This is a genomic window from Pseudoalteromonas translucida KMM 520 (genome assembly GCF_001465295.1).
Classification (GTDB): domain Bacteria; phylum Pseudomonadota; class Gammaproteobacteria; order Enterobacterales; family Alteromonadaceae; genus Pseudoalteromonas; species Pseudoalteromonas translucida.
Genome location: NZ_CP011034.1, coordinates 1,463,469 through 1,480,311, shown reverse-complemented (window position 1 = coordinate 1,480,311; position 16,843 = coordinate 1,463,469). Strand labels below are relative to the sequence as shown.

Sequence of the window (16,843 nt, the reverse complement as noted above, 5' to 3'; positions counted from 1 at the left end):
TTGATGCGAATTTTAGTTATAGAAGATGATTTACACTTAGCAGATAACCTGCGTAATGCTCTAGAAAAAGAACGTTACAGTGTAGACTTATGCCACGATGGTGAAGCGGGTCTTTTTCATATCACCGAGTACCCTCTGGACATGGCTGTGGTTGACTTAGGTTTACCTAAAATAGACGGGATTGAGCTGATTAATAAAGCCCGTGCTCAAGGCATTACCATTCCTATTTTAATATTAACAGCGCGTGATCGTTGGCAAGACAAAGTAGAAGGCTTAGATGCTGGTGCAGATGACTACCTAACAAAACCGTTTCATGTTGAGGAGCTAATTGCCCGTTGTAATGCACTAATTCGCCGCAGCGCAGGTAAAGCAAACCCAGAAATGACAGCAGGACCAATTAAAATTCATACTCGCTCGCAGCAAGTCTGGGTTGACGATAAAGAGTTAAGCTTAACTGCATACGAATACAAAGTACTAGAATACCTCATGGTTAATCCGCAAAAGGTAATTTCTAAATCAGAGCTTACTGAGCATATTTACGATCAAGACTTTGACCTTGATTCGAACGTAATTGAAGTATTTGTACTGCGTTTACGTAAAAAATTAGATCCTGAAGGCGTATTAAACCCTGTAGAAACACTACGAGGACGCGGCTACAGGCTTAAAAGCCAGTGGTAGCACCGCAAATATCGTTAAAAATAAGGCAAGGATTTATCCTTGTCTTTGTTTTATTAGTCGCCCTGCCTATTTTGTTTTACTCTATAGGCACCGCTTATTATGCCTCTTTGGTTGATGCGACAGAAAAAAATCTCGAAGCTCACCTCTACTCCCTTATTTCTGAAGTCGACTTTACTGAGCGCGGCATTATTATGCCCAGCACTATTTTAACCCCCGAACTTAATAATTTAAATTCAGATACCTACGCAATGATATACCGCGATGATGTACCTATTTGGTATTCTGAGTCGGCGGTGAATGTTAATTTTACGCCAGAATATATTGAGCCCAAAGCGGGCGCTGCTGACTTTAGGCGTGTAGAGTATAATAACACCAGCTATTGGCAACTAAGCTTAACCGTTATTCTCAATAATATTGATCAGTCTGAGCAAGCACGCTTTATTTTACTCAAGCGTAACGACGCGCTAGTAAAGCTTATGGATGGCTTTAAACAAACGCTAGTTGATTGGATGTTTATAATGGGAATAGCAATTGCGGGGTTAATGGCTATTGGTTTTATTTGGAGTGCCCGCCCACTACAGCGCCTAGATAAAGAAATTAAAGCGATAGAGTCTGGCGATATACAAGAAATAAAAGGTTTATACCCTGTAGAGTTACAAACAATTAAAGCTGATTTAAACTTATTACTTGAGTCGCAACAACGCCAAAAAGAGCGCTACAGAGCGTCATTAAGCGACTTAGCCCACGCACTTAAAACACCATTGGCCGTACTAAAGTCTAGTCCATTGGCAAATGATGCCGATGCACAAGAACAACTCGATCGCATTAATGTGATGATCGAGCATCAATTAAAACGTGCTGCTACAGGTGCTTCCGACACTTGGAAAAAACAAACCGTTATTAAACCTGTTTTAGACTCTATTTTAAGCGCTATGGGTAAAGTATACCGCGATAAAGATATTATTTTCGATTGTAAAGTAGGTAAAAAAGATTACTTTTTAGGTGATAAAACCGACCTAATGGAATTACTCGGTAATTTAATTGATAACGCCTGTAAAGCATGTCGCTCACAAGTAACTATTAAAGTAGCGCAAGGTAAAACCCTGTGTATTAGTATTAGCGACGACGGCCCAGGTGTACCACAAGACAAACGCGAATCTCTACTTACCAGAGGCACACGCTTAGATACCTACGAAAGCGGCCATGGTGTAGGTATGGCAATCGTATCTGACTTAGTTAAGTCGTATCGTGGATTACTCACAATTTCTAAGTCTGAGCAATTAGGCGGAGCCAAGTTTATGCTAGAGTTTAATTACCATGAAAAAAAGTAACCCTATAATTTATTCATTAAGCTTAGTTTTATTATTTTTTAGCTCTGTAAGCTTTGCCCAGAAAACATGTAAATTACCTGCTCAAGCAACACCAGAGGTTACTAAGCGTTACATTCAGTGCCTTGATGATCAATTAAATACAGCTAAACAACTGCAAAACACTTGGATCCAAAAGCGCAAATTTGAGTTAAACAAATTAGAATTTGCAACTGGCAATACGCAAATTTTACAGCTGTTTATAAAAAGCATTGCCAGTAACGAAAATTATATTAAGCATAGTTGCCAGTGGCGCTACTCATTAAAGTTACCTAACGCTTTAAGTGCCGCAATAACCTATAAAACCTGCGAGTTATCACTAGTAGAGCAATTTACTTTAGACTTAAAGCGGCCTCTTTAATATTTAAAATAAGTGCTGCGCTATTAATATCGACATGAGTAGCGATACTAATAAATAGTCCAGCACCTTACAATGCAAACCACAAAGGTATAAAGGTTACTATGAGCAAACCCACTACAAATAAACCCGTTATTATTATTGGTGGCGGCTTAGCTGGGTTGTATAGTGCATACCTGCTACAGCAACGCAATATTCCCTACCTATTATTAGAAGCAAAACCACAGTTAGGCGGGCGAATTGAAGCAGCACATGACACTCACAATAGTGCTATTAGTTTTGATTTAGGCCCTACTTGGATTTTTGAGCATCAACCTAAAATTCAACAACTTATTTCGTTATTACGCTTACCTGTATTTGCACAATATACACAAGGCGATGTGTTATATCAGGCAGCGAAAACGCTAAAGCCGCAACAAATAGCCGGTGCAGGCGAAATGCATCTCCTAAGATTAACAGGCGGCATGTACAGCTTAATTAAAGCCTTGTATGAGCAGCTTAACCCAGCTTCAATCCTAACAGAGCATCACGTTGTTAAATTACATAAGCAACAAAATACTTGGCATATAACTGCTAACCACAATGGCGAAGTTAAGCAATTTAGCGCAAAGCAACTAATTGCAGCGCTCCCCCCGCGTATGATAATTCAACACTTAACCCCTGATCTTTGGGCTAACCAAACACTTATAAATCGCTTAACTGCAGTGCCTACATGGATGGCAGGCCAAGCTAAATTTATAGCAACTTTTGAACATGCTTTTTGGCGTGATCAAAACTTATCTGGGCAATGCTTTAGCCGTGTTGGGCCATTAGTAGAGGTTCACGATGCAAGCGCCAGTCATAATGGTCACCCCGCCCTATTTGGCTTTATTGGTGTACCTTACTCAACGCGCAGTACAGTAACCACTGAGCAATTAAAACAAGCGTGTATAGAACAACTTGCTTATTTTTATGGCGATGAAGTATACGCAGCTACAGGATATTTTATTAAGGACTGGGCAGCTGACTCCTATGTGACAAATGAAGATGATAAAACAGGGCCGTCGCAACACCCAGAGTTTAACTACTCGGGGCTAAGCTCACAGTTAGCTAACTTAAATATTCATTTTGTTGGCAGCGAGTTTGCGCAGCAAGAGGCAGGATACTTAGAAGGTGCAATTAACGCAGCAAATACGGCTATTAATGCTTTAAAAGTTTAATAGCCGTAAAGTAATATTTACAGCAAAGTAACATACTACTTTGCTATATCAGTAAGCTCTTCGCCTGTACCTAGTAAAGTTGCCACCCAGCGGCCTTCGTCACTTGCTTCAAGCCCTATTTTAACTATCATAGTTAAAGGTACCGACAGCAACATACCTACAGAGCCTAATAACCAGCCCCAAAATATCAAAGACAAAAACACCACTAAGGTAGAAAGCCCCAGCCCTTTACCTAAAAATTTAGGCTCTACTATATTACCCATCACAGTATTAATAACTAAATATCCAGCTCCCACTAAACCAGCTACTAAAGGGCCTTGCGTTATAAGTGCCAATAATACTGCAGGTACAGCGGCAATAATTGAACCTATATTGGGAATGTAATTAAACATAAAGGCTAATACGCCCCATAATACAAAATAATCGACATCTAAAAACCACAGTAAAGAAGCAGCTAATATACCCGTTCCTAAACTTACTAAGGTTTTAATGGCTAAATAAGAGTTAATTGAGTCTAAAAAACGATTAATTTGTTTCATTTTTTTGTCAGGATCGTTAAGCGCCGAATGTATTTTATAATTAAGTGACGGCCCTTCAAATAGCATAAAAACCACGGTTAAAATAATTAAAAACATATTCGCCATTACCCCACCTAAGCTGGTGAGCATATTGGTGGCAACATCAACCAGTTTACCTGGATCAAACATAGATAATATTTGATCTTTATTAATTAAAATATTGTACTGCGACGCTATATCAACAAGCCAAACAAACTCTTCTTTTAATTTAACTTTAAATTGCGGAAGTTGCTGCGAAAAATCATTAACTGACTGCCCTACCAAGCCGCCAAGGCTGACTCCTAGCCCGACAATAATAAGCACCACAAAAATAACAGCAATGCCTTTGGGAATACGATAGCGAGCAAAAAATTTAATTAGCGGGCTGCAAATAATTGCAATAAACGCCGCTAAAATAAAGGGAATAATAATAGCGCTGGCCGACTTGATCCCTGCGAGCACAATAACCAGTGCAGCAAAAATAATTAAGCTTTTATTTACCCCAGTTAAACTTGCCAATATTATGATCCTTATTATTTTTTATTAGCCTTTAGTGTAAGGCAAAAGCTAATAAAATGAAATATTTACTAAGTGATCATAAAACTGCATTACACGTATAAATTTGCAAAACCAAGCACTAGCGAGTATAAATTTTAAACACTTGCTAGCATTTAAAAAATAAGGCTGTGTTATGCATATTTTTATTACTGGAGCTACTGGCTTAATTGGCCAACACCTTTGTCCTTTTTTAACCCACCATCATAGTATTACTGTACTAAGCCGTAACCCTACAAAAGCAAACGTACTTTTAGGGCATAAAATAAATGCAGTTACCAACATAGACGCGGTTGATTTTAATAATATTGATGTAGTAATTAACCTTGCGGGTGAGCCCATTGTAAATAAGCGCTGGAGTGATAAACAAAAATCGATTATTCGCGAGAGCCGCATTGAGCTAACAAAACAAATATCTGCCGCAATCGCTGCATCCAATACCCCACCGCATACGTTTATATCAGGCAGTGCAGTTGGTTTTTATGGTCGCCAAGGCATTACCCCAATTGATGAAGAAAATAATAAACCCCACGATGAGTTTAGCCACCAGCTTTGTAAAGACTGGGAAAACGCAGCATTAGCAGCTCAATCAGCTAGTACCCGCGTGTGTTTACTGCGCACAGGCATAGTATTAGCAAAAAAAGGCGGTGCATTGAGCAAAATGCTACCGGCGTTTAAGCTCTGTTTGGGCGGCCCTATTGGCAATGGCGAGCAAGGTATGTCGTGGATCCATATTGACGATATGACACAGTTAATATTATTTATTATAAAAAATAAAAATATGACTGGGCCTATTAACGCAACGGCACCAAATCCTGTCAGCAGTAAAGTATTTAGTAAAAGTTTAGGTAAGGCGTTATCTCGACCCGCACTAATTCCTATGCCAGCGCTTGTGTTAAAGCTGTTAATGGGCGAAATGGCTGATCTGCTCATTACCGGACAATATGTTTTACCCCAAAAAGCATTAGAGCATAACTACCGATTTCATTTTTCTGATATTAATTCGGCATTAGAGAGTTTAGTATAAGCACAGTCATTCAGCATTTATAAATTCTTATTTAGTTATAAATACAATGCTTTACAACGATTTTTAAAATTTTATAACAGTATATAATACACGGACGCAGCGAATTGCTCTGCCACTTTATATTTAAGAGTACTTACAACATGCTGCACTTACCGACTATAATTAGCCTATCTTTTATTTTTAACTTACTGATAGGTATACTGTTTATTTCTTTTTACCTGCACAAAAAAACAACTAGCTTTTTGTTATTTGGCGGTGCTTGTATCTCGTTTGCCACCGCTATTTTACTTGTGAGCTTTAAAGAACAGCTAAACCACCCTTGGCTAACTCACTACCTAGCAAACTTATTTATTATACTGAGCCCACTATTACTTGTAATCGGCTTGAATAAGTTTAATAACAAAGCTGTAATAAACTTAACGCCTTTAGCTTACCTTTATGGCTTGTGCGCTTTATTACTCGTGTTTGTATACAATCATGTTTTAAGCCAAATACTAACAAGCTTTATGGTTGCCGTTTTATTTTTATACGGCGCTTTTATTTTATTAAAAACACACTGCGCTGCTAAATTACAGCAACGATTACTTATAATAGGCTTAGTAACACATAGCTTAGTAATGTTAGGACAAGCAATTTTATTGTTGCTACCCTTTATAACCTCAAATAATGATGACTTTAAGCCCCAGTTACACATACTATTAATAGCGCACCTTTTTATTACCACACTCTGTGCTTTAGTTTTGCCTTTTATTATTTTTGCAAATTCAGAGTCTAAGCTTATTAACTTGGCAAACAATGATTCGTTAACGCAATTATTAAATCGTCGCGGATTTTTCTCTACCTGTAAAAACATTAAGGCCAATACAGCCGATAAAAATCATACCCTTGCTTTAATTATGTTAGATATAGATTTTTTTAAGCGTGTAAACGATAAATATGGCCATGATGTAGGCGACCAAGCATTAAAATGGATAGCACAACATATCAGCCAATTATTTATGAATATTGGCATAACGGCGCGAATAGGGGGAGAAGAGTTTGCTGTGTTGCTTAATGGTTATACGCTTGAGCAAGCAAATACCTTGGCAGAGCAATTAAGCGTTAATATTCGTCAGCAACCATTTTATTGTAATGATCAACCCATACCTCTGTCTGTTAGTGCCGGTGTTAGTAGTACCACTATTAACCAGCTAAATTTAAAAGAGCTATTACTACACGCCGACAAACACCTATACCTTGCAAAAGAAACAGGCCGCGACAAAGTAGTTAGCCAATACGATCACACCCTCTTCTCGCAAGCCAACACTTCCGCAATATAATACTTAACCAGAATTCAGGTAAATAAAAAAGCGGCAAAAGCCGCTTTAAGTAATTTTTATAAAAATTATATTTATTTAGTTATCCAAGGTGTTACTTTTATAACATCTGCAATATCAGCTAATTCTTTAGTATCGTCTTGCCAATTATCTGCAACAGCGAAATAGCACACTGATTTTTTACACTCAATGCTTTCATCATCAAAATGCATTGGTTTTTTAAAGGTAACAACTACGCCTTTTTGTTCTGGTAATAAAAACCACATTAATTTACTAACAAAAAAGCCCGATAAATCAGCCAACAGTTCGTCAAGTTCAGTGTGTATAGTAAATAACGACTGTTTAGTAAAACTTAAGCCTTCAAGTTCATTCGCTTCTATTTGTAATTTTAACTGACAGTCATGTATCGGGTTTTGCGGTTGCACCACAATAACGGCTTTGTCTGTATCAAGTTGCTTATCAAAAGGCAGTAATAATTGCGCTTGCTCGGTGTAATTGAGCGGGTACTCGTTATTTTCGGTTAAAATTGTGCCACTTTTAATCGCACAGGCTTCGTTAGTGCCAATATCGCTAATATAAAAATTAACTCGCGCATATTGAAAATCACCTTTATTAACCACTTTTAAGCGATCGTAAAAGCCATCGTACGACATTACAAACTCTCTAGCAGAGGCACTTAATGCTGTAACACTAAGTAGTGTTAACGACAGTGCTGTCACTATATTTAATACACTTTTATTCATCAAAGTAGGCTCTATTTTGGTTAATCATAGTGTTTAGCTCTTCTATATACGCTTCACCACGCTCTGAATACGACATTAAACCCTGCGTTAATAATGTTGCTGCTATGGGTTGTTGTTCTAAACGTAAGTTTTCGCGAATAGATCGCAGCTCTTTATAAGCATTATGGGTGTTTATATTTTTAAAGTAAGAATTAACTGCAGCACGCACCGACTTAAACGCAGCCACTTCATGTGCAGCACCGGTATCGCGTCTACCAGGGACCATACCGCAGCCTTTTGAATAACACCACTGGCCAAAAAAGTTCAGGCCAATACGTGCAAATCGCGATGTTCCCCACGCAGACTCATTAGCAGCTTGCATTAGGGCTAGTTCTTTAGGGATCACGTCTACACGGCGAAGTGCTTGTTTAAGCGTGAAGCTATCTACTGTGGTGGGTAGGTCGTACGACTTTAATATTTTAACAATATCATTGCTTTGTTTTTCGTCTAACGGTAAGTCGTTTTCGAGCATCATTCGGGCAATTTCTAAATTAGCGCGTTGCTGTAAAATCTTTTTATTTTCGGCTTCTACATGCGGTTTAATAAAGTTAAAAAATGCCCGTTTTTTATCTTTTACATCCGCAAACTCAGAAAACTTTGGTAACGTTACACTGTGCAGCGGTTTTTCTTTTTTCTTTTTCTTTGTAGATTGCTCTGAACTTGTTTGCTCATCTGAATCACCCTCGTCACTTTGTAAAAAAGGAAACGCCAGTGCCCAAATAAAAAATGCGGCTAATAAAAACTTTATAATGTTTTTTAACATGTACTCTCTCAATAAAACTTTAAATTATGTATGGGTAATGCACATACATACGAAGCGTTATTATACCTAAGCCACTTTATAAAGGCGAATTTTCACTAACTGCGTAAATACCGTACAACGTGTGCACTCGCAATTTATAGTTCATGGGTATATTCTAACGTTATTAACTAATTACGAGTCAGTAGTATGGACAAACAGTGGCAAAGCCGAATTATAGAACAATATAAACATCGCCCTAATGATAATCGCTCACCGTGGCAGGTTGATCGCTCTCGTATTATTCATGCTGCTGCGTTTAGGCGTCTGCAAGCTAAAACCCAAATTATGGGTATTGGCTTAAACGACTTTTACCGAACTCGCCTTACTCACTCCTTAGAAGTGTCGCAAATTGGCACCGGCATACTGCGCCATTTAAAAGTACAACACAGCGACTTTAGCCATTTTCCGTCAACCGGATTACTAGAAACCCTATGCTTAGCCCACGATATTGGTCACCCACCGTTTGGTCATGGCGGCGAAATTGCACTTAATTATATGATGCGCGAACACGGTGGTTTTGAAGGCAACGCGCAAACGCTGCGTATTGTTGCCAAGCTTGAACCATACAGCGACGGCCATGGTATGAACCTTACGCGCCGTACCTTACTAGGCTTTATAAAATACCCTGCATTTATAAATGAGCTTTGGCACACTATTCCTAAAGCAAACCCTGAGCGCGCATTTATTAAAGCAGACGATTGGCGACCAGCTAAAGGCTTATATAACGATGATGCGGCTATATTCAATTGGATAATAGAGCCCTTGAGTCAAAACGATAAAACCTTGTTAAGCAACCACACGGTAATAGATAAGTACCGCGCTAAAACCTGCTATAAATCGCTCGATAGCGCCATAATGGAGCACGCCGACGATATAGCTTATGCGGTACACGACCTAGAAGATGCCATAGCCACCAAAGTACTCACTCTTGATGATTGGCAAACCCATGCATTACCACAACTGCAGGCGCTTAACTTTAGCTGGTTAAACGACATGCTCGAATCACTCACTTTACGACTGTTTTCAAAGCATGATTTTGAGCGCAAAGATGCCATAGGCGAACTGGTTAATACCTTTATCATTCATATTCATTTAGATGTGCAAAACGAAGCGTTCGAATGCCCTATTTTAAAATACACAGCCAAGCTAGAAACTCAGTACGAAAGTGTACTGCAAATACTTAAACACTTTGTGTTTCAGCGCTTAATTCGCAATCCTAAAATGCAACAAATTGAGTTTAAAGGGCAAAACCTACTGATTGAATTATTTACCGCTTTTGCCAGCGATCCGCTGCGGTTATTACCCGAAACTACGCAAGCTCAGTACATAGAGGCGCAAAAACAAAACCAAGATATGCGTATTATTTGCGATTACCTCAGTGGTATGAGTGATGAATACGCTTATAAAACCTATCAACGGCTGTTTTCACCCGTTCAATAATGAGTGGCTTATAAACGATTAATAAAAAAACCGAGTAAGTTAATTTACTCGGTTTTTTGTGGTTACTTCACTTTGAAAAAGTCGTAATTAAAGTGACTTAACTCCCATGTTATAAAGAGTAAAGCCATACATATCTGCGTACAAATCAATAATTTTACTCGTTGGTGTGCCTGCGCCATGTCCGGCGTTTGTTTCAATACGAATAAGCGTAGGATTTGTACCCGCTTGTTTAGTTTGTAACTCCGCAGCAAATTTAAATGAGTGCGAAGGCACTACTCTATCGTCATGATCCCCTGTTGTTATCATAGTTGCAGGGTATTCTATGCCCGCTTTTACATTATGCAGCGGTGAATAGTTTTTTATGTAAGTAAACATTTCTTTGCTTTGCTCACTGGTTCCATAGTCGTACGCCCAGCCTGCGCCTGCAGTAAATGTATGGTAACGCAGCATATCGAGTACGCCTACAGCCGGCAGCGCTACTTGAAACAAGTCAGGTCGCTGGGTCATAACTGCGCCTACCAATAAGCCACCATTTGAGCCGCCACGTAGAGCTAAACGCTGTTTAGATGTGTACTTTTTGCTTTGTAAATACTCAGCTGCGGCAATAAAATCATCAAATACATTTTGTTTTTGTAATTTAGTGCCTGCATTGTGCCACTCTTTCCCATACTCACCACCACCGCGAATATTGGCCACCGCATACACGCCGCCTTGTTCAAGCCACGCGGCAGTAGTTGGGCTAAAGCTTGGCGTTAAGCTAATATTAAACCCACCATAACCGTATAAAATTGTTGGGTTTGAACCATCTAACTTTATACCGTTTTTGTAGGTAATTATCATAGGTACTTTAGTGCCGTCTTTTGAGTTATAAAACACTTGCTCAGAGGTGTAATCGTCACTATTAAAATCAACCCCAGACTTACGATAAACACCCGACTCTCCCGTAGTTACATCAAACGTATAAGTCGTTCCTGGGGTTTTATAATTGGTAAAAGAGTAATACAGCGTTGTTTGCTCTTTTTTGCCACTAAAGCCACCCGCTGTGCCTACACCCGGTAAGGTAATATCGCGAATTAGCTCACCCTTTTTGTTGTACTGTTTCACTTTTGAAATAGCATCAACCATGTAGTTTGCAAAAAAGGTATCGCCGCCTTTAGTAAGCTTTAATACATTTTCGGTTTCGGGAATAAAGTCTTGCCAGTTTTGCGGACCAGGATCAGCTGCATCTACCGTTACTACTTTTTGATTTGGGGCATTTAAGTTAGTCACTAAAAACAGCTTACTGCCTTCGTTATCGATAACCGATGTATCTGAGTCGGTGTTTCCTACAATAGTCACAAACTCGCTATTTTTTTGAGTTAAGTCTTTAATAAATAGCTTATTACCCGAAGTAGAAGTACTAGCCGAAATAAGTAAATAACGGCCATCATGCGTTACATCTGCTCCTACATAACGATGTTTTTGCTCATCTGTTGCACCAAATACCAGTTTATCGGTTGCTTGATCAGATCCTAAGGTGTGATAGTACACTTTATGCTGATCGGTTTTAGCCGACAACTCACTGCCTTCAGGTTTATCGTAGCTAGAATAGTAAAAACCCTCGTTGCCTAACCAGTCTATACCACTAAATTTCACATCAACTAAAGCCTGTTCCACTTGCTCTTTAGTTTGCGTGTCTATAATAATAATTTTGCGCCAATCACTGCCGCCTTCCGATATTTGATACGCCAGTAATGAGCCATCTTTTGAAAACGACAGCCCCGACATAGACGTAGTGCCATCGTCGCTAAATTTGTTTGGATCTAAAAACACCTCAACGTCACCGCCCTCTTTACTGCGGTATAAAACATACTGGTTTTGCAGGCCATCGTTTTTATAAAAGTAGGTGTAATCGCCCTCGGTAAAGGGAGCGCCTATTTTTTCGTAGTTCATTAACTTTTCAAGACGCTGCTTTAACTTATCGCGATAAGGAATTTGCTCTAAATACGAAAAGGTTACCTTGTTTTGTGCTTTAACCCAATTGGCAGTCTCTGCGCTCATATCATCTTCTAACCAGCGATATGGGTCGGCCAGTGTTTCGCCAAAGTAGTTATCTACTACATCACCCTTTTTAGTTACAGGGTAGTTTACTGAATTTGCTTGGCTCATGGGTGCTTTAGCTTCTTTATTAGTTGCGGTATTAGTTGGCTCTGAGCAGCCGCTAAGTGCTACAAGAACAGCACATGCTAGGGTTTGTTTAAACATTTATCGTTCCATTATTATTGATTTTTAATAGTAGGCCTAAGTTATTAACTTTAAGCAAGTTTGTCTACCTAGATACGTTCAATACCACTTGTCGCTGTAAACAAGTGTAAATTTAGGCTTTAATAAGATTACGCAGCATAAATAAGAGCAATACATGCCCAGCCCTAAATTTAATAGCTTTAAAGCATTTTACCCCTACTACTTAACAGAGCACCGCAATATTACGTGCCGACGCTTACACTTTATTGGCAGCACTTTAGTACTTTTTGTTATTGGCGTAGCGGTACTTAAATCACAATACCGTTTATTGTGGTTGTTACCAGTAATTGGCTATGGTTTTGCCTGGGTTGGGCATTTCTTTTTTGAAAAAAACAGACCCGCTACCTTCAAGCACCCTTTTTATAGTTTGTGGGGCGACTGGGTTATGTTTAAAGATATGCTCATTGGAAAAATAAAGTGGTGAGTTATAGCTAACTTAAACTCTAGATAATAAATTCCTATTATTAATCCCTCACTTTAAAGTAAACATAATGTTTATTGAATGTTATTCAATTGACTGCCTTTGCTGCTTGGGTATATGTTAAAAGCTGTAATTTTAATTAGCTCAATTGTTACTGCAAATTTAACTGAACTAATTTACTGCGTTTTTGAATGAGGGAATCAACATGAATAATAAATTATTATTAAAACTGCAAAAATCAACGCCACTCACGGTATGCGCGCTAAGCGTATCGGCGGCATTACTGGGGTCTATGTACGCATCTGCTGCTGAGCAAGACACCCAAGCCGAAGCAAATATTGAACAAATTAGTGTTATTGGCTCACGCCGACTAGGCCGAACTGTAGAGGACAGCCCAGTTCCAATTGATATTATTGGTGCCGATTCGCTTAAAAACTCAGGTCAAACCGAAACCAACGCCCTGCTTAGTAGCTTACTGCCTAGCTTTAACTTTCCGCAAGCATCACTCACCGATGGTAGTGACCATGTACGCCCGGCTCAACTGCGTGGTTTAGCACCCGATCACACCTTAGTGCTTGTTAATGGTAAGCGCCGCCATAGTAATGCGCTACTTAATTTAAATGGCTCAACGGGTCGTGGCTCATCATCAGTTGATTTAAATGCTATTCCAGCCAATGCGATTGCCAGAATTGAAGTACTACGTGATGGCGCTGCTGCACAATATGGCTCCGACGCAATAGCCGGTGTTATTAATATTGTACTTAAAAGTGCCAGTAGTGGCGGTTCTGTGTCGGCTATCTATGGCGCAAACATGACCGAAATGGATGGCGTGCCTGAACTTAAATCGGTATCAGAAGATGCCAATGGTAATTTAGCCTTTAACGAAGGGAGCGACCGTTCATTAACCGATGGCCAAACGTTAACACTGCAAGGCAATATGGGATTTGAGCTAGGCGATAACGGTTTTTTAAATATATCTACCGAATATCGCGATCGTCATTCAACCAATCGCTCTGACTACGACCAACGTGAAAACTACGCTCGTTTAGATGATGGCTCCGTAAATGGCGCACTCGATCCGCGCGAGTTAACCTGGGATCGCTACAATCATAATTTTGGTAATGGTAATGTAGAAGACTTTTCTGTTTTTTATAACGCAGGATATGAGCTAACAAATAACGCTGAGCTATATTCTTTTGGCTCTTATAGTAAACGCGAAGGCGAAGGTGGTGGTTTTTACCGCCGCGCGCAAGATAATCGTAACGTCACAGAAATTTACCCCGACGGCTTTTTACCGGTGATCACCTCAGATATAAACGACTTTTCTCTCGCATTGGGTGTTAAAGGCTTTGTGAGTGAGTGGAATTACGATGTATCTGCCGTATACGGGCTAGATGACTTTGAATTTGGTGTAATAGATAGCTTAAATACTTCGTATGGGCCAAGTAGCCAAACACGTTTTGATGCCGGTACACTTACTTATGACCAACTTACGCTTAATGTTGATTTTAGCCGCGAGGTTGATGTCGACTTTTTAGCCAGCGGTTTGAACATTGCTGTAGGTGCTGAGTACCGCCGCGAAGGCTACGAAATTCAAGCAGGCGAAGAAGCCTCTTATGCTCAAGGCACATTTGGCCCAGGTGGTGCAGTAACCGATCCGGTGAACGGCCCATTTGGTTCAGCAGGCTCACAAGTATTCCCTGGTTTCACCCCTGAATCGGCAAGCGATAACAGCCGCCATAATGTAAGTTTATACGTAGATTTAGAAGCCTACATTACCGACAACTGGAACTTAACCGTTGCAGCACGTTACGAAGATTACTCTGACTTTGGCGATACCTTAAACGGTAAAATTGCCACACGTTATACACTAACCGAAGATTTAGCGCTGCGCGCCTCAGTATCAACCGGTTTTAGAGCGCCTTCGCTACAGCAACAACATTTTACTTCAGTTGCTACTGTATTTGTTGATGGTGAACCCACACAAACTGGTACTTTTGCGCCCAGTAGTAACGTTGCAAAAGCACTCGGATCACCGGGTCTAGATGCCGAAGAAGCCACCAACTATGGAATAGGCTTTACTTGGTCAACCGACTTTAATTTCAGCTTATCGGTAGATTACTATCAAATACTTATTGATGACCGTATTGTACTGTCGAATAACTTATCTGGCGCCGCTATTGCCGATTTACTCGAAGGTACGGGGGCTAATCAAGGGCGATTTTTCTTAAACGCTATTGATAGTAAAACTCGCGGTGTTGATGTGGTTGCTTCATATAATCTAATTACAGATAACTACGGCGATGTGGCATTTAATTTAGGCTTTAACTATGGCAAAAACCAAGTAACCGACATTATTGCCCCACCTGCAGAGCTGCAAGGCGCTGGGTTTGATCAAGACAACTTATTCTCTGGTAACGAACTACGTCGCTTTGAAGTAAGTACCCCGCGTAATAAATATAATTTAAGCGCGGTATGGACTATGGATGATTGGCGCGCCACCCTACGAAACACTCGCTACGGCGAAACCCAAGATCCATCGGATATTCCAGAGCGTAACGAAGTTTTAAAACCAAAATGGATCACCGACTTAGATGTCGCCTACGCAGTAACTGACAATGTATCGGTAAGTTTAGGTGCTAATAATATTTTTGATGTATACCCAGATCCAACTCGCGACCTAGTTGATGACGTAACTACATTCTCACGCTTATTTTCGTACTCAAGCTTTTCGCCATTTGGTTTTAATGGCCGCTACGTTTACGGCAAAATAGAAATGAGATTTTAATCCACTAAGGTGTAAAGCTATTTAACCTAAACGCTAATTAAATAGCAAAAGTACAAAAGCCACCTAATTAAAGTTAATTAGGTGGCTTTTTTAATAGGTTAAATTAAAAACTAAATTTTAGTTAACCAACCGTGTGTATCTGCAGTTTTACCCCATTGAATATCGTTCAATGCTTGGCGCAGGCGCGCTGTAGTTGGGCCAGCTTCGCCGTTACCAACTTGGTATTCTTTATCATTATGAATAAAGGTGCCCACTGGTGTTAATACTGCCGCAGTACCCGAAAGTGCTGCTTCAGTGCCCGGTTTAGCTGCGCGCTCTAAAAGTTCAGTAACGCTAAAGTTACGCTCGCTTACCGTCATACCTAAGTCTTTAGCTATGGTTAAAATACTATTACGGGTAACACCATGTAAAAACGTGCTATCGAGCGCTTTAGTAATAATTTCGTTGCCATCAATTAAAATAAAGTTAGCTGCACCGGTTTCTTGTACGTCGCCGCCTGGACAAAATAAAATTTGATCTGCCTGATGCTTAGTACGTGCTGCTGAAATTGGTCCTAGTGCACTGGCGTAGTTGCCACCACTTTTTATCATGCCCATGTGCGGCGAACAGCGCATACCATCTTCTTCAAGTAATACGCGCAGTGCCGTTGCACCGCCACTAAAGTAATCACCTACTGGCGATAACAAGGTATATAGCAATGAGCTCATAGAAGGCGCAGCGGCTTTACCAATTGCTGCCTCTGTTCCTATGTGCGTTGGGCGAATATACATAGAGCCCGGTGGTAAAGGCGTTTCATCTGCATATTGGCGCACAATATCAATAATCATGGTTTTTAGCATCTCGCCATCAACACTTGGTAAACTAAGCAATTCAGAACTCTGCTGCATGCGCGCAATGTTTGCATCCATTCTAAAAATATAGACTGAGCCATCTTCATGGCGAAAGGCTTTTAAGCCTTCAAAACATGTGCTTGAATAATGTAAAACGTGAGCGCCAGGATGCAGTTCAAGCTTATCAGAAGGGACAATTGAGCTTTCGCTCCATTTATTATCAGAAAAACGAGCTTGAATCATCTGCGGCATAAACACAGTACCAAATGCGGCCATTTTAATCTCTCTTGTGTGGTCTATTTTTCTCCATTGTATGACAACCAACTACTACTTAACCATAGCAAAACGGCCTGTTTTTAAATTAATTAGAAGAATTTTTTGCATGTAGTGATGGTTATTTAATCAAAAAAGCCATTTTCAACACTTTAATGCAATAATCA

Annotated in this window: 14 protein-coding genes; 9 read left to right on the top strand and 5 right to left on the bottom strand. The window is 39.9% G+C overall.

The features are described from left to right. Positions 1–3 precede the first annotated feature (3 nt). From PTRA_RS07035 to PTRA_RS07020, 4 genes are all read left to right on the top strand, one after another. Positions 4–678 (top strand): response regulator transcription factor, encoded by a 675-nt coding sequence (locus PTRA_RS07035; protein ID WP_007375447.1) that lies wholly within the window; start codon positions 4–6, stop codon positions 676–678. Then, positions 672–2,009: an ATP-binding protein gene (locus PTRA_RS07030; RefSeq protein WP_011327965.1), complete on the top strand. Its 1,338-nt coding sequence runs from the start codon at positions 672–674 to the stop codon at positions 2,007–2,009. The genes PTRA_RS07035 and PTRA_RS07030 overlap by 7 nt, the downstream gene beginning before the upstream one ends. Then, positions 1,996–2,406, top strand: coding sequence for a hypothetical protein (locus PTRA_RS07025; RefSeq protein ID WP_058373226.1), 411 nt, complete (start codon positions 1,996–1,998; stop codon positions 2,404–2,406). The genes PTRA_RS07030 and PTRA_RS07025 overlap by 14 nt, the downstream gene beginning before the upstream one ends. A gap of 101 nt (positions 2,407–2,507) precedes the next feature. Beyond that, positions 2,508–3,602 carry a flavin monoamine oxidase family protein gene (locus PTRA_RS07020; protein ID WP_058373225.1) on the top strand — a complete coding sequence of 365 codons (1,095 nt, stop codon included), beginning with the start codon at positions 2,508–2,510 and terminating at the stop codon, positions 3,600–3,602. 35 nt (positions 3,603–3,637) lie between these two features. Here PTRA_RS07020 and PTRA_RS07015 read toward each other — a convergent pair whose 3' ends face one another. Next, a complete protein-coding gene (locus PTRA_RS07015; protein ID WP_058373224.1) occupies positions 3,638–4,678 on the bottom strand; it encodes an AI-2E family transporter in 1,041 nt (346 codons plus the stop codon). A gap of 172 nt (positions 4,679–4,850) precedes the next feature. Between PTRA_RS07015 and PTRA_RS07010 the strand changes: the two genes are divergently transcribed. Both PTRA_RS07010 and PTRA_RS07005 read left to right on the top strand, forming a co-directional pair. Beyond that, the gene (locus PTRA_RS07010) at positions 4,851–5,741 is read left to right on the top strand and encodes a TIGR01777 family oxidoreductase (RefSeq protein ID WP_058373223.1); all 891 of its coding nucleotides are present in this window, start codon (positions 4,851–4,853) and stop codon (positions 5,739–5,741) included. A 140-nt stretch (positions 5,742–5,881) separates the two neighbouring features. Beyond that, complete coding sequence (locus tag PTRA_RS07005; protein WP_058373222.1) at positions 5,882–7,060, top strand: GGDEF domain-containing protein; 1,179 nt, start codon at positions 5,882–5,884, stop codon at positions 7,058–7,060. Positions 7,061–7,131: 71 nt separating this feature from the next. Here PTRA_RS07005 and PTRA_RS07000 read toward each other — a convergent pair whose 3' ends face one another. Together PTRA_RS07000 and PTRA_RS06995 are read right to left on the bottom strand one after the other, a co-directional pair. Beyond that, on the bottom strand, positions 7,132–7,800 hold the full coding sequence (locus PTRA_RS07000; protein WP_058373221.1) for a DUF2987 domain-containing protein: 669 nt from the start codon (positions 7,798–7,800) through the stop codon (positions 7,132–7,134). Then, a complete protein-coding gene (locus tag PTRA_RS06995; RefSeq protein WP_058373220.1) occupies positions 7,793–8,602 on the bottom strand; it encodes a glucosaminidase domain-containing protein in 810 nt (269 codons plus the stop codon). Before PTRA_RS06995 ends, PTRA_RS07000 begins: the two co-directional genes overlap by 8 nt. Positions 8,603–8,788: 186 nt before the next feature. On the opposite strand from PTRA_RS06995, the gene PTRA_RS06990 reads away from it, so the two are divergent. After that, positions 8,789–10,081 (top strand): anti-phage deoxyguanosine triphosphatase, encoded by a 1,293-nt coding sequence (locus PTRA_RS06990; protein ID WP_058373219.1) that lies wholly within the window; start codon positions 8,789–8,791, stop codon positions 10,079–10,081. Positions 10,082–10,168: 87 nt separating this feature from the next. Here the strand turns inward: PTRA_RS06990 and PTRA_RS06985 are convergent, their stop codons facing one another. After that, positions 10,169–12,325 (bottom strand): prolyl oligopeptidase family serine peptidase, encoded by a 2,157-nt coding sequence (locus PTRA_RS06985; protein WP_058373218.1) that lies wholly within the window; start codon positions 12,323–12,325, stop codon positions 10,169–10,171. Positions 12,326–12,479: 154 nt separating this feature from the next. Here PTRA_RS06985 and PTRA_RS06980 point away from each other — a divergent pair, with 154 nt between their 5' ends. Beyond that, positions 12,480–12,788 (top strand): Mpo1-like protein, encoded by a 309-nt coding sequence (locus tag PTRA_RS06980; RefSeq protein ID WP_058373217.1) that lies wholly within the window; start codon positions 12,480–12,482, stop codon positions 12,786–12,788. A gap of 202 nt (positions 12,789–12,990) precedes the next feature. Then, a complete protein-coding gene (locus PTRA_RS06975; protein ID WP_058373216.1) occupies positions 12,991–15,573 on the top strand; it encodes a TonB-dependent receptor plug domain-containing protein in 2,583 nt (860 codons plus the stop codon). A 110-nt stretch (positions 15,574–15,683) separates the two neighbouring features. Here the strand turns inward: PTRA_RS06975 and PTRA_RS06970 are convergent, their stop codons facing one another. After that, positions 15,684–16,685 (bottom strand): branched-chain amino acid aminotransferase, encoded by a 1,002-nt coding sequence (locus PTRA_RS06970; RefSeq protein WP_257720830.1) that lies wholly within the window; start codon positions 16,683–16,685, stop codon positions 15,684–15,686. Between the last annotated feature and the right edge of the window lie 158 nt (positions 16,686–16,843).

Bases quoted from the DNA above. Each gene is read 5' to 3' on its own strand.
- PTRA_RS07005 (WP_058373222.1), top strand. From the start codon at position 5,882: ATGCTGCACTTACCGACTATAATTAGCCTATCTTTTATTTTTAACTTA.
- PTRA_RS06980 (WP_058373217.1), top strand. From the start codon at position 12,480: ATGCCCAGCCCTAAATTTAATAGCTTTAAAGCATTTTACCCCTACTAC.
- PTRA_RS06975 (WP_058373216.1), top strand. From the start codon at position 12,991: ATGAATAATAAATTATTATTAAAACTGCAAAAATCAACGCCACTCACG.
- PTRA_RS06990 (WP_058373219.1), top strand. From the start codon at position 8,789: ATGGACAAACAGTGGCAAAGCCGAATTATAGAACAATATAAACATCGC.
- PTRA_RS06985 (WP_058373218.1), bottom strand. From the start codon at position 12,325: ATGTTTAAACAAACCCTAGCATGTGCTGTTCTTGTAGCACTTAGCGGC.
- PTRA_RS07010 (WP_058373223.1), top strand. From the start codon at position 4,851: ATGCATATTTTTATTACTGGAGCTACTGGCTTAATTGGCCAACACCTT.
- PTRA_RS07000 (WP_058373221.1), bottom strand. From the start codon at position 7,800: ATGAATAAAAGTGTATTAAATATAGTGACAGCACTGTCGTTAACACTA.
- PTRA_RS06995 (WP_058373220.1), bottom strand. From the start codon at position 8,602: ATGTTAAAAAACATTATAAAGTTTTTATTAGCCGCATTTTTTATTTGG.
- PTRA_RS07025 (WP_058373226.1), top strand. From the start codon at position 1,996: ATGAAAAAAAGTAACCCTATAATTTATTCATTAAGCTTAGTTTTATTA.
- PTRA_RS07020 (WP_058373225.1), top strand. From the start codon at position 2,508: ATGAGCAAACCCACTACAAATAAACCCGTTATTATTATTGGTGGCGGC.
- PTRA_RS07035 (WP_007375447.1), top strand. From the start codon at position 4: ATGCGAATTTTAGTTATAGAAGATGATTTACACTTAGCAGATAACCTG.